The following is a 13381-nucleotide window of genomic DNA, read 5'->3' as shown; positions in this document are numbered from 1 at the left end:
CCACCTCCCCCGGGAGGCAACCACCCGGCATACCCAGGGCTCGCGGCACGGACAGAGGTGCCACGGGTCGCGGACCATCACGGGTCCGCCGTTTCACGAGGCGTCAAATAGCGGTCGCCCGTGGGAAGGAAACTCCAGTGCTCATCGCGCAGCGCCCCACCCTCAGCGAGGACGTCGTCTCCGACGCCCGCTCGCGGTTCGTCATCGAGCCGCTCGAGCCGGGATTCGGCTACACCCTCGGCAACTCCCTCCGCCGCACCCTGCTCTCGAGCATCCCGGGTGCCGCGGTCACCAGCATCCGCATCGACGGCGTGCTCCACGAGTTCTCGACGGTCCCCGGTGTCAAGGAGGACGTCACCGAGATCATCCTGAACATCAAGGGCCTGGTCGTCTCCAGCGAGCACGACGAGCCGGTCGTCATGTACCTGCGCAAGCAGGGCCCCGGCGCCGTCACCGCCGCTGACATCGCGCCCCCGGCCGGTGTCGAGGTCCACAACCCGGACCTGCACATCGCCACCCTGAACGGCAAGGGCAAGCTCGAGATGGAGCTGACCGTCGAGCGTGGCCGTGGCTACGTCTCCGCCGCGCAGAACAAGACCGGCGACGCCGAGATCGGCCGCATCCCGGTTGACTCGATCTACAGCCCGGTGCTGGCCGTGACCTACAAGGTCGAGGCCACCCGTGTCGAGCAGCGCACCGACTTCGACAAGCTGATCGTCGACGTCGAGACCAAGAACAGCATCGCCCCGCGCGACGCGATGGCCTCGGCCGGCAAGACCCTGGTCGAGCTGTTCGGCCTGGCCCGTGAGCTCAACGTCGAGGCCGAGGGCATCGACATGGGCCCGAGCCCGACCGATGCCGCCCTGGCTGCCGACCTGGCGCTGCCGATCGAGGACCTGGACCTGACCGTCCGCTCCTACAACTGCCTCAAGCGCGAGGGCATCCACACCGTGGGTGAGCTCGTGGCCCGCAGCGAGGCCGACCTGCTCGACATCCGCAACTTCGGTGCGAAGTCGATCGACGAGGTCAAGGCCAAGCTGGTCGGCATGGGGCTGCAGCTCAAGGACAGCCCGCCCGGGTTCGACCCGAGCGCTGTCGTGGGCAGCTTCGACGACGACTTCGACGAGGACCAGTCCTTCGCCGAGGACGAGCAGTACTGACCGCCTGACCGATTTCTGTGACCAACCCGCACACAGCGGTTCGGTCAGAACTCTGAGGAGAACAACCCATGCCCACGCCCACCAAGGGTCCCCGCCTCGGCGGCGGTCCGGCGCACGAGCGGCTGATCCTGGCCAACCTGGCCACCTCGCTGTTCGAGCACGACCAGATCACGACCACCGAGGCCAAGGCCAAGCGCCTGCGCCCGCTGGCCGAGCGTCTCGTCACGTTCGCCAAGCGCGGTGACCTGCACGCCCGTCGCCGGGTGCTCACGGTCGTCCGTGACAAGGGCGTCGTGCACCGCCTCTTCACCGAGATCGCTCCCGACATGGAGCAGCGCCCCGGTGGCTACACCCGCATCACCAAGATCGGCAACCGCAAGGGCGACAACGCCCCCATGGCCGTGATCGAGCTGGTGCGCGAGCCGCTGTCCCCGAAGAAGGCCACCGTCGCCGAGGCCGAGGCTGCGACCAAGCGCGCCGCCAAGTCCACCAAGGCGAAGGAGGAGGCCCCCGCCGAGGCCGAGGTCGAGGAGACCGTCGAGGCTCCGGCCGAGACCGCCGAGACCACGGAGGCCCCGGCCGCCGAGGCCACGGACGAGTCCGGCAAGGCCGACGCCTGAGCCAGGCGGCTCACGCAGGCGCACTAGGCTGCGCTGCATGAACACCGACGAGCCCGTCGTCCCCGCACCAGGGGGCGGCGGGCTCGTCCGTGTCCGCATCGACTTCGCCTACGACGGCACGGACTTCTCCGGATGGGCCGCGCAGCCGGGGCTGCGCACCGTCGAGCAGGAGCTGTCCACCGCGCTGACCACCGTGCTGCGCGCACCGGAGCCGGTCCGCCTCACGGTGGCCGGACGCACCGACGCCGGGGTCCACGCCCGCGGCCAGGTGTGCCACGCCGACGTGGACCCGGAGGCGTTCGGGCGGCTGCCCGGCCGGTCAACCCGCACCCCGGAGCTGGCGGCCGTGACCCGGCTCGGCGGGGTGCTGCCGCCAGACGTCGTGGTGCGCCGGGTCAGCGTCGCGCCCGAGGGGTTCGACGCCCGCTTCTCGGCGGTCCAGCGCCGCTACCTCTACCGGCTGTGCGACCGGCCCGCCCAGGCCGACCCGCTGCGCCGGCGCGACACGGTCACGGTGCGCCACGAGCTCGACGTGGAGGCCATGCACCAGGCGGCACAGCTGCTGCTGGGGCTGAAGGACTTCGCCGCCTTCTGCAAGAAGCGCGAGGGGGCCACGACGATCCGCACCCTCCTCGACTACGCGTGGACCCGTGACGAGGACGGCATGCTGCTCGGGCGGGTCGAGGCCGACGCGTTCTGCCACTCCATGGTCCGGTCCCTGGTCGGGGCCGTGCTGCCGGTCGGGGAGGGGCGCCAGCCCGTCGAGTGGCCGGCGCAGGTCCTCTCCGCCGGGCACCGCGACCCCCGCGTGGTGGTCATGCCGCCGCACGGGCTGTCCCTGGAGGAGGTCAGCTACCCGCCGGACGCCGAGCTGGCCGCCCGTGCCCGCGAGGCCAGGGCAGTGCGCACCGTCGCCGGGGGTGCTCAGGGCGCCATGGCCGCCCAGCCGCGGTAGTCCTCGACCGCGATACCGGCGTAGGTGGCGCTGCCCGTCAGGGCAGCGTCGACCTGGCCGAGCTCGGCCTCCATCTGGGTGCGGGTCATCCCGAAGAAGGTCTGCTTGCCCCCGGTTGGGTCGCTGCCGAGGTCGTTCGTCTCCTGGCCGATGCGCACCGGCCTGCCGGTCGCCCTGGCGCTGGCCAGCGCGGCGGCAGCGATGTCCAGCGTGCCGTCGGTGCCGGCGGCGTGGTTGCGGTAGGCCATCACGGTGGTCCCGGCGACCCGGGTCATGACCGCCCGGTCCAGTGGCGTCCGGCCGTAGCTGACCGTGTTGAACCAGAAGGGGATGTCCGCCTCGAGCGGGTGGGAGCGGCCGGCGCTGGAGGCGAGTGTCGACAGCAGGCCGAGGTAGCGCTTGACCGTGCCGGACTGGTCGGTGGACCACGACGCCAGCAGGTAGGGCTCGACGTCGACGTGGATGCCGGTGAACAGCCCGCTGGCCAGGGCCGGCGTGAGCCAGCTGGAGACCACCCACGAGGGAGAATCCACCCAGCCGGCGTCTCCGCCGAGGGCGTCGACCTGCATACCCTCGGCGCGGGCCCGGGCGCTGAGCTGCTGCAGGCGGGGCAGGTCGGGGGAGGAGGTGACCTGCGGCGGCACCGCCACGAAGAGCCGGCTGACCCCGCGGTCCCGGGCGAACGCGACGACGGTCGCGGGGTCGTCGGCGCCCCACACCCACATGGCCCGGCCCGAGGCGGGCGGGGGAGCGCTGGCGTGCTTGCCCCCCGCGGCCAGGGCGGGCGTGGCTGCGCCGACGGCGAGGAGGCCGGCCAGTGCGGCAGCCAGGGACAGGGTGAGGGCGCGGACAGGGGTCATGCGGCGAGCCATGCTGCCTCCACTCCGGCGTGTCACCGGCATCGACCGCGCCGGGAGGCTCAGCATGCGGCCGGCTGCACCGTCCCGCGCGCCGGTTTGACGAACCCGTGACCATTCACGATGGCTGTGTGGCGGGCATTGCGGGTGAAACCAGGATGACTCGGCGGCCCCCGGTGAGGGACAGTTGGCGGTTGTGGGCCACGTCGACATCAATGCCATCAGCTACTCCCTGCCCGACGGGCGTCCCCTGCTCGGCGAGGTCAGCCTCCGCGTGGGCGAGGGGGCCAAGGTCGCGCTGATCGGGCCCAACGGCACCGGCAAGACCACTCTGCTGCGCATCGTCAGCGGTGACCTCGACGCCCACGACGGCGCGGTCACCCGCTCCGGCGGCCTCGGCGTGATGCGCCAGTTCATCGGCAAGGTCCGCGACGACACCACGGTGCGCGACCTGCTGGTCAGCGTCGCCCCGCCAGCGGTCCGCGCCGCCGCGCAGGCCGTCGACGCCGCCGAGCTGGCGATGATGGAGCAGGACGACGAGAAAACCCAGATGGCCTATGCCCAGGCGCTCGCCGACTGGGCCGACGCCGGGGGCTACGAGCACGAGACGCTCTGGGACGTGTGCACCGTGGCCGCGCTCGGCGTGCCGTACGAGAAGGCCCAGTGGCGGGCCGTGCGCACCCTCTCCGGCGGCGAGCAGAAGCGGCTGGTCCTGGAGGCGCTGCTGCGCGGGCCGGAGGAGGTCCTGCTCCTGGACGAGCCGGACAACTACCTCGACGTGCCGACCAAGCGTTGGCTGGAGGAGCAGCTCATCGGCTCGCCCAAGACCGTGCTGTTCGTCAGCCACGACCGCGAGCTGCTCGACCGTGTCGCCACCCGCGTGGCCACGCTCGAGCCGGGCGCGGCGGGCAGCACCCTGTGGGTGCACCCGGCCGGCTTCGCGACCTACCCGCAGGCCCGCATCGACCGGAACGCCAAGCTCGAGGAGCTGCGCCGCCGCTGGGACGAGGAGCACGCCAAGCTCAAGGCGCTGGTGTTGATGTACAAGACCAAGGCCGCCTACAACGACGGCCTCGCCAGCCGCTACCAGGCGGCCAAGACCCGCCTGGCCAAGTTCGAGGAGGCCTGCCCGCCCGAGGCCGTCGCCGCCGAGCAGAACGTGCGGATGCGGCTCACCGGCGGTCGCACGGCCAAGCGGGCGGTGATCATCGAAGGGCTCGAGCTCACCGGGCTGATGAAGCCGTTCGACCTCGAGGTCTGGTACGGCGAGCGGGTCGCGGTCCTGGGCAGCAACGGCTCGGGCAAGTCGCACTTCCTGCGGCTGCTCGCCCGCGGCGGCAGCGACCCCGACATCGAGCACCGCCCGGTCGGGGACGTCGTCCCCGCCCCGGTCGAGCACACCGGTGTCGCGCGCCTGGGCTCCCGGGTCCGCCCCGGCTGGTTCGCCCAGACCCACGAGCACCCGGAGCTGTCGACCCGCACCCTGCTGGAGATCCTGCACCGGGGCGACGAGCACCGGGCCGGCAAGCCGCGCGACGAGGCGGCGCGGGCACTGGACCGCTACGGCCTGGCCCGTTCCTCGGAGCAGACGTTCGCCTCGCTCTCAGGAGGGCAGCAGGCGCGGTTCCAGATCCTGCTGCTGGAGCTGAGCGGGGCGACGATGCTGCTGCTGGACGAGCCGACGGACAACCTCGACCTGCACTCGGCCGAGGCGCTCGAGGAGGGCCTGGCGGCCTTCGACGGCACAGTGCTCGCGGTCACCCACGACCGGTGGTTCGCCCGGGGCTTCGACCGGTTCCTCGTCTTCGGCGAGGACGGCGGGGTCTACGAGGCGGACGAGCCGGTCTGGGACGAGGGCCGGGTCCGCCGGGTCCGCTGAAGTCTGCGGCACCGGAGGTGGGCTGCAAGAACTTGCAGAAACTTTGCACTCCACCTCTGGTGCTGCGGCCGGGCTGGGCCTAACGTTCGCGGGGCGGTCCGCCGGGGCGGGGGGCCGCGACTCACCGACGGGCGGCCTCAGGGGGCGCTCGCTGACGTCCAGGAGTGCCCGTGGCCGGTCGCTGGTCCACCGTCGTCGCTGCCGTCGCAGCATCCACGCTCGCCACCGTCGGCCTGGTGCCGGCGCTGGCGCCCACCGCGGCGGCGGCCGAGCGCACCGCCACGCTGGTCGGCTCGCTGCAGTCCGAGCTCGGCTGCTCCGACGACTGGCAGCCGGACTGCACGGGCACCGACCTGACCCGCGAGGGCGACGGCACGGCATACGGCAGGGACTTCCGGGTGCCGGCCGGCAGCTACGAGCTCAAGGTGGCGATCAACCACAGCTGGGACGAGAGCTACGGCGCCGACGGCGCCAAGGGCGGGGCCAACATCCCGCTGGTGCTGCAGGGACCCGCCACGGTGCACGTGTCCTACGACGACCAGACGCACAAGATCGGCATCACCCCGACCGACCTGCCCGGCCCGGCGACGGCGGCCGACAAGGCGCTTGCCGGCTCGAGCCTGCGCGGGCCGCTGACCCGCGAGCGGTTCTACTTCGTCATGGCCGACCGGTTCGCCAACGGCAACCCCGCCAACGACAGCGGCGGCCTGACCGGCACCCGGATGGACACCGGCTTCGACCCGACGGACAAGGGGTTCTACCACGGCGGTGACCTGGCGGGGCTGACAGGCAAGCTCGACTACATCAAGTCCCTGGGCACCACGGCGATCTGGCTGACGCCGGCGTTCAAGAACCGCCCGGTGCAGGGCAGCGGGGCCGACGCCAGCGCCGGCTACCACGGCTACTGGATCACCGACTTCACGAAGATCGACCCGCACCTGGGCAGCAACGAGGACATGAAGCGCCTTGTCGCAGCCGCCCACGCCAAGGGGATGAAGGTCTTCTTCGACATCATCACCAACCACACCGCCGACGTCATCGACTCCGCGGACGGCCAGCACGGCTACGTGTCCAAGGCCCAGCGGCCCTACACCGACGCCAGAGGGAAGGCCTTCGACGACAAGGCCTACGCCGGGGGTGACACCTTCCCGGCGCTGGACCCGGCGACCTCGTTCCCGCACCCGCCGACGTTCCGCACCGAGGCGGACAAGACCGTCAAGGTGCCGGCATGGTTGAACGACCCGACGCTCTACCACAACCGCGGTGACTCGACCTTCGCCGGCGAGTCCGCGGAGTACGGCGACTTCGTCGGGCTGGACGACCTGTGGACCGAGCAGCCCAAGGTCGTCAACGGCATGACCGACATCTACAAGCACTGGGTCGACTTCGGCATCGACGGCTTCCGCATCGACACCGTCAAGCACGTCAACCTCGAGTTCTGGCAGCACTTCTCGCCAGCCGTCATGGAGCACGCGCGGGCCCAGGGCAACAGCCGGTTCTTCATGTTCGGCGAGGTCTACGACGCCGACCCCAAGGTCATGAGCCGGTTCACCACCGCCGGGCGCCTGCCCGCGACCCTCGACTTCGGCTTCCAGTCGAACGCGCTCGCATTCGCCCAGGGCAAGGCGACCACAGGGCTGCGCGACTTCTACGCCGGCGACGACTACTACACCGACACCGACTCCAACGCCTACGAGCTGCCGACCTTCCTCGGCAACCACGACATGGGCCGGATCGCCATGATGCTCAAGGGATCTGGCTCCTCCGGCGACGACCTCATGGCGCGCACGAAGCTCGCCAACGAGCTGATGTTCCTCACCCGGGGGCAGCCGGTCGTCTACTACGGCGACGAGCAGGGCTTCATCGGCAGCGGCGGCGACAAGGACGCCCGGCAGGACATGTTCGCCACCAAGGTGCCGGACTACGCCTCGCAGGAGGTGCTCGGCGGCGCCTCCGGCAGCAAGGACCGGTATGACGAGTCCGCGCCGCTGTACCGCCAGCTCCAGTTCCTGGAGCGGCTGCGGGCGGCGAACCCCGGGCTCGCCGACGGCGCACAGATCCACCGCTACGCCTCCGACGGCGCCGGCATCTACGCGTTCAGCCGCGTCGACGCGGGGACCGGCACGGAGTACGTCGTGGCCGCCAACAACGCCACCACCGCGAAGTCGGCGACGTTCAGCACCTACAGCGACCGGATGCACTTCGCCCCGCTGCTGGGCGCAACCCGCGACCTGGTCTCCGGCGCGGACGACCGGGTCAGCGTCACCGTGCCGCCGCTGTCGGTGTCGGTGTGGAAGGCCCGCAGTGGCCTGTCGCACCGGCGCACCGCGCCTGCGGTCTACCTCACCTCGCCCCAGGCGGGGGGAGTGGTCGGGGGCCGGGCCGAGGTCGGCGCCGCGATCCCGGAGAACGCGTTCGCCCAGGTGAGCTTCGCCTGGCGGGCGGCCGGGACGAGCCAGTGGCACCCGCTCGGCACCGACGACAACGCGCCGTACCGTGTCTTCCACGACGTCAGCGGCCTGGCCAAGGGCACCCTGCTGGAGTACCGCGCGGTCGCGAAAGACAGCAGCGGCAACATCTCGGCGAGCTCGTCCTACGGGGTCGTCGGCGACGCCCAGGCCACCGGCGGCAGCGGCGGCTCCGGCGGGGTCGGCCCGGTCACCCAGCCCGACAACGTCAGCGTGCCGGGCAGCCACAACTCCGAGATGGGCTGCTCGGGTGACTGGCAGCCGGACTGCGCCCAGGCGCAGCTCTCGCTCGACGCCAAGGACCAGGTCTGGAAGGGCACGACCACCTCGCTCCCGGCCGGGGACTACGAGTACAAGGTCGCCATCGACAAGAGCTGGGACGAGAACTACGGCGCCGGCGGGGCGAAGGGCGGCAGCAACATCGCCTTCACCGCGCCCGGCGGCCCGGTCACCTTCTACTACGACCACGCGACGCACTACGCCACGAGCACGGCACAGGGGCCGATCATCACCGCGCCCGGCTCGTTCCAGAGCAAGCTGGGCTGCCCGGCCGACTGGAGCCCGGACTGCATGCGCCCGTGGCTGCAGGACCCCGACGGTGACGGGACCTACACGTGGTCGACGGACCAGATCCCTGCGGGCAGCTACGAGTTCAAGGTCGCCCACAACCTGTCCTGGGACGAGAACTACGGCGCCGGCGGTGCCCCGGGCGGGGCCAACATCGGCTTCTCGGTGCCCTCGGACGGCACGGTCGTGACGTTCTCCTACGTCCTCGCGACGCACCAGGTCAGCGTCAAGACCTCGCGGGCCGGTGCCTCCCCGGACCTGAAGAAGGCCAAGGCCTACTGGGTCAGCCGCGACCTGCTCGCCTGGCCGGCCAGTGGTGTGCCTGCCGGCTCCGACCCGGCGCTGCTGCACTGGCGGCTGCACTGGTCCCCGACCGGCAGCCTCGGCGTGGACGCCGAGGCGGTCACCGGCGGCTCCACCGCAGACCTGACGTATGACGCGTCCGGGCTCCCGGCCTCCGTCACCGCCGCGCACCCCGAGCTCAAGGGCTACCTCGCGCTGCGCCTGGACCGGGCCGTGGCCCGGCAGGCAGAGGAGGTCCTGCGCGGCCAGGTGGCGGTCGGGCTCTACGACGACCTGGGCCGGCTGCTCGACGCCACCGGGGTGCAGACCCCGGGGGTGCTCGACGACCTCTACGCCTCGGCAGCCTCTCGGCGCAGCCTGGGCGTCACGTGGGACGGGCGCACACCTTCGTTCGCGCTGTGGGCGCCGACCGCCCGGTCGGTCGACCTGCTGACCTGGCCGGCCGCCTCGGCTGCCGACGCGCCGGTGTCCGCCGCCACGAGGACGGCCATGCGTCGTCAGGGCGACGGCTCGTGGACGGTGGCGGGCCGCCCGCAGTGGCGCGGCGCGCGATACCTCTATGACGTGGAGGTGTTCGCCCCCACCACCGGCAACGTCGAGCACAACCTCGTCACCGACCCCTACTCGGTGGCGCTGACGCTGGACTCGACCCGCTCGGTCGCGGTGGACCTGGCCGACCCGGCCTACCGCCCCGCCCTGTGGTCGGGGACGCCGTCGCCGACACTGAGGCAGGACGTGGACTCCACGATCTACGAGCTGCACGTGCGGGACTTCTCGATCGGCGACCCCAGCGTGCCCGCCGACCACCGCGGCTCCTACCTCGCCTTCGCCGACAACGGCAACGGCACCAAGCACCTCAAGGCGCTCGCGGCTGCGGGGCTCAACACCGTGCACCTGCTGCCGACGTTCGACATCGCCTCGATCGAGGAGGACCCGGCCAAGCAGGCCAGGCCCGCCTGTGACCTGGCCTCCTACGCCCCGGCCAGTGAGGAGCAGCAGAAGTGCGTCACGGCCGTCGCAGGCAAGGACGCCTTCAACTGGGGCTACGACCCGTGGCACTGGATGGCGCCGGAGGGCTCCTACGCCTCCAGCGCCGCGGCGGCCGACGGCGGCCAGCGGGTCGCGCAGTTCCGCACCATGGTCGGCGGCCTGCACCGGGACGGCCTGCGGGTCGTGCTGGACCAGGTGTTCAACCACACGCCGGCCAGCGGTGAGGCGCCGACGTCGGTGCTCGACCAGGTCGTTCCCGGCTACTACCAGCGGCTCAACGCGACCGGCGCGGTGGAGACCTCGACCTGCTGCCAGAACGTCGCCACGGAGCACGCCATGGCGCAGAAGATCATGGTCGACTCGGTCGTCTCGTGGGCTCGCAGCTACCACGTCGACGGGTTCCGCTTCGACCTCATGGGGCACCACAGCCGCGACACCATGCTCGCGGTGCGCCACGCCCTCGACGCCCTGACGCTGCAGCACGACGGCGTCGACGGCCGCTCGATCTACCTCTACGGCGAGGGCTGGAACTTCGGCGAGGTGGCCAACAACGCGCTGTTCACCCAGGCCACGCAGGGCCAGCTCGGCGGCACGCACATCGGCACGTTCTCGGACCGCCTCCGCGACGCGGTCCGCGGTGGCGGGCCGTTCGACGACGACCCGCGCAAGCAGGGCTTCGGCAGCGGCGAGGCGACCGACCCCAACGGGGCCGCGGTCAACGACGGCGCGGCCGGCTCGCTGCCGCACGACACCGACCTCGTCGAGCTCGGCCTCGCCGGCAACCTGCGGGCGTTCACCTTCACCGACACCGAGGGCAAGGTCGTGCGCGGTGACCAGGTCGACTACAACGGCGCCCCGGCGGGCTACGCCGACCAGCCGGACGAGGTCGTCAGCTACGTCGACGCCCACGACAACGAGACGCTGTGGGACTCGCTGACCTACAAGCTGCCGGTGTCCACGAGCATGGCCGACCGGGTCCGGATGAACACCCTGTCGCTGGCGACCACCGCCCTGTCGCAGACCCCGTCGTTCTGGCACGCGGGCGCAGACCTGTTGCGCAGCAAGAGCTTTGACCGCGACAGCTATGACAGTGGCGACTGGTTCAACACCCTGGACTGGACCGGCGCGGACAACGGGTTCGGCCACGGCCTGCCGCCGGAGGGCTCCAACAGCGCCAAGTGGCCGTACATGAAGCCGCTGCTGGCGAACCCGGCACTCAAGCCGTCGGCGACCGACGTGGCGACCGCCTCGGCCCAGGCCCAGGAGCTGCTGCGGCTGCGCTTCTCCTCGCCGCTGTTCCGCCTCGGCTCGGCCGACGCCATCCGCGCCAAGGTCGGCTTCCCGGTCTCCGGCACCGGTGACGCCCACCCGGGCGTGGTCGTCATGCGCATCGACGACACCAAGGGCACCGATGCCGACCCGGCCCTGAAGGGCCTGGTCGTGGTGTTCAACGCCTCGCCGGCCGCGGTGGCCCAGAAGCTGCCCGGTATGACGGGTGCCGACCTGGCGCTGTCCCCGGTCGAGGCCGGGGGAGCGGACCCGGTGGTCAAGGCCTCCCGGTGGGACGCCTCGAGCAGCACCCTGACGGTGCCTGCCCGGACCGTGGCGGTGTTCGTGCAGCACTGACGTACACGGGGTGAGGGGCCCCGGTGTGCCGGCCACCCGGCATACCGGGGCCTTTGCCTGCGCGGGTCAGCTGCGCCGGGGTGGGTCGACCGGCAGGGGGCAGGTGTAGACCGTGACCCGCTTGGCCTGCGGGTTGCCGGCGCCGACGCGGCGGTAGCGCTCGAGCAGGTCGTGCAGCTCGCCGCGCAGGCTCGCGAGCTGGGCCGGGGTGACGAGCACGAGGTGGTCCTCCAGCCCCACCTGCTCCTGCCAGTCCGCGGGCCAGTCCGCGCGGGTGTCCAGCCAGTCCTGGGACTTCTCGGCGAAGTGCTGCACGTAGTCGCGGGCCAGCCAGTCCAGGGCGGCGTCGTCGTCGCCGTCGTCGGCGGGTTCGGGGCGGGGGCTGCCGCCGGGGCTGGCCGCCCACAGCCGGCGCCGGCCCGTGCCCTCACCGGTGTCGACCACGAGGCCGACCTCGGCGAGCTTGCGCAGGTGGTAGCTCGTCGCGCCGGTGTTGGTGCGCAGCCGCGCCGCCAGGGCGGTCGCGGTGGCCGGGCCGGCGCCACGCAGCTCGGCCATGACCCGCGCGCGGACCGGGTGGGCCAGCACCCGCAGGCCCGGCCCGTCGACGTGGAAGGAGGCGGAGGACGTGGTCACGAATGCACAATACTTGTGCACAATCTGTTTGCACAAACGGGCTCAGGAAGCCCCCACGCGGCCGCTGACCGGCGGATTCGTGCTCAGATCCCGGGTGAGGGCGAGGATTTGGAGGCCTCTTCGGGGCGTCGGTAAACTCATCTCTCGTTGTGCAACTGGCGGCCCGTGGGTCGCAGGCCCCCGGTCCGCCGGGCGGAGCGCACTCCACGTCGTTGAGTCATCACGAGAGAACGAAGGCATAACCGTGCGTACGTACACCCCCAAGGCCAGCGAGGTCACCCGCGCCTGGCACGTCATCGACGCGACTGACGTCGTCCTTGGCTGCCTCGCGAGCCAGACCGCGATCCTCCTGCGGGGCAAGCACAAGCCGACCTTCGCCCCGCACGTCGACACCGGTGACTTCGTCATCATCATCAACGCCGACAAGGTCGCCCTCACCGGCGCCAAGCTGGAGAAGAAGAAGGCGTACCGCCACTCCGGCTTCCCGGGCGGCCTGAAGGCCACGACCTACCAGGAGCTGCTCGCCAAGAGCCCCGAGAAGGCCGTCGAGAAGGCCATCCGCGGCATGATCCCCAAGAACTCCCTCGGCCGCCAGCAGCTGTCCAAGCTGAAGGTCTACGCCGGCGACACCCACCCGCACCAGGCCCAGAAGCCGGTGCCCTTCGAGATCTCACAGGTCGCGCAGTAAGTCCGGCTCCCGCCAGACCTGTGCAGAAAACGAACGAGGAGAATCGTGGCTGACACCACCCCCGTCGACACCGCTGACATCGCGGGCGACGAGCAGGAGCTTTCCAACTACACCAGCGAGTCCGAGGCCCCGGCCGCGGCAGAGGCGCGCCGCCCGGTCGTCACCGCCCCCGGCGCCGGCACCGGCCGTCGCAAGCAGGCCATCGCCCGCGTGCGCATCGTCCCCGGCACCGGCGAGTGGAAGATCAACGGCCGCACGCTGGATGAGTACTTCCCGAACAAGGTCCACCAGCAGATCGTCAACGAGCCCCTGAAGGTGCTCGAGCTCGACGGCTCCTACGACGTGCTCGTGCGCGTCCACGGTGGTGGCCCCTCCGGCCAGGCCGGCGCCGTGCGTCTGGGTGTGGCCCGTTCGCTCAACGAGGTCGACGCCGAGGCCAACCGCCCGACGCTGAAGAAGGCCGGCTTCCTGACCCGTGACGCCCGTGTCCCGGAGCGCAAGAAGGCTGGTCTGAAGAAGGCCCGCAAGGCGCCTCAGTACAGCAAGCGCTGATCCATCGCAGTCCCGCCAGTGGCGGCTTCGGACCCTGCACGCGTGCAGGCCTTCGGAGCCGCCACTGCGGTTTTGGGGGT

Annotated in this window: 9 protein-coding genes; 7 read left to right on the top strand and 2 right to left on the bottom strand. The window is 71.5% G+C overall.

Features of this window, described 5'->3' with window-relative positions:
* Positions 1-137: 137 nt before the first annotated feature.
* The 3 genes from ACXVGS_RS09040 to truA all read left to right on the top strand — a co-directional run bounded on the left by ACXVGS_RS09040 (position 138) and on the right by truA (position 2735).
* Positions 138-1160 carry a DNA-directed RNA polymerase subunit alpha gene (locus tag ACXVGS_RS09040; protein ID WP_141789334.1) on the top strand — a complete coding sequence of 341 codons (1023 nt, stop codon included), beginning with the start codon at positions 138-140 and terminating at the stop codon, positions 1158-1160.
* 68 nt (positions 1161-1228) lie between these two features.
* Complete coding sequence (gene rplQ, locus ACXVGS_RS09035) at positions 1229-1780, top strand: 50S ribosomal protein L17 (protein ID WP_458529553.1); 552 nt, start codon at positions 1229-1231, stop codon at positions 1778-1780.
* A gap of 37 nt (positions 1781-1817) precedes the next feature.
* On the top strand, positions 1818-2735 hold the full coding sequence (truA, locus tag ACXVGS_RS09030; RefSeq protein ID WP_458534096.1) for a tRNA pseudouridine(38-40) synthase TruA: 918 nt from the start codon (positions 1818-1820) through the stop codon (positions 2733-2735).
* Here the strand turns inward: truA and ACXVGS_RS09025 are convergent.
* Entirely contained in the window at positions 2705-3595 is an 891-nt protein-coding gene (locus tag ACXVGS_RS09025) for a hypothetical protein (RefSeq protein WP_458529551.1), read from the bottom strand. The genes truA and ACXVGS_RS09025 overlap by 31 nt on opposite strands.
* Before the next feature lie 193 nt (positions 3596-3788).
* Here ACXVGS_RS09025 and ACXVGS_RS09020 point away from each other — a divergent pair, with 193 nt between their 5' ends.
* Together ACXVGS_RS09020 and pulA are read left to right on the top strand one after the other, a co-directional pair.
* Complete coding sequence (locus ACXVGS_RS09020) at positions 3789-5471, top strand: ABC-F family ATP-binding cassette domain-containing protein (RefSeq protein WP_458536861.1); 1683 nt, start codon at positions 3789-3791, stop codon at positions 5469-5471.
* A gap of 170 nt (positions 5472-5641) precedes the next feature.
* Positions 5642-11425 carry a pullulanase-type alpha-1,6-glucosidase gene (gene pulA, locus ACXVGS_RS09015; protein WP_458536860.1) on the top strand — a complete coding sequence of 1928 codons (5784 nt, stop codon included), beginning with the start codon at positions 5642-5644 and terminating at the stop codon, positions 11423-11425.
* Positions 11426-11491: 66 nt separating this feature from the next.
* Here pulA and ACXVGS_RS09010 read toward each other — a convergent pair whose 3' ends face one another.
* A complete protein-coding gene (locus ACXVGS_RS09010; RefSeq protein WP_458529548.1) occupies positions 11492-12061 on the bottom strand; it encodes a winged helix-turn-helix domain-containing protein in 570 nt (189 codons plus the stop codon).
* A gap of 244 nt (positions 12062-12305) precedes the next feature.
* Between ACXVGS_RS09010 and rplM the strand changes: the two genes are divergently transcribed.
* The gene (gene rplM / locus ACXVGS_RS09005) at positions 12306-12749 is read left to right on the top strand and encodes a 50S ribosomal protein L13 (RefSeq protein ID WP_458536859.1); all 444 of its coding nucleotides are present in this window, start codon (positions 12306-12308) and stop codon (positions 12747-12749) included.
* Positions 12750-12794: 45 nt separating this feature from the next.
* Entirely contained in the window at positions 12795-13301 is a 507-nt protein-coding gene (gene rpsI, locus ACXVGS_RS09000; protein WP_141789326.1) for a 30S ribosomal protein S9, read from the top strand.
* Positions 13302-13381: the final 80 nt, after the last annotated feature.

It is taken from the genome of Oryzihumus sp., assembly GCF_054325275.1.
Note: the sequence above shows the minus strand (reverse complement) of the source record. Positions and strands in the feature narration are given on the sequence as shown.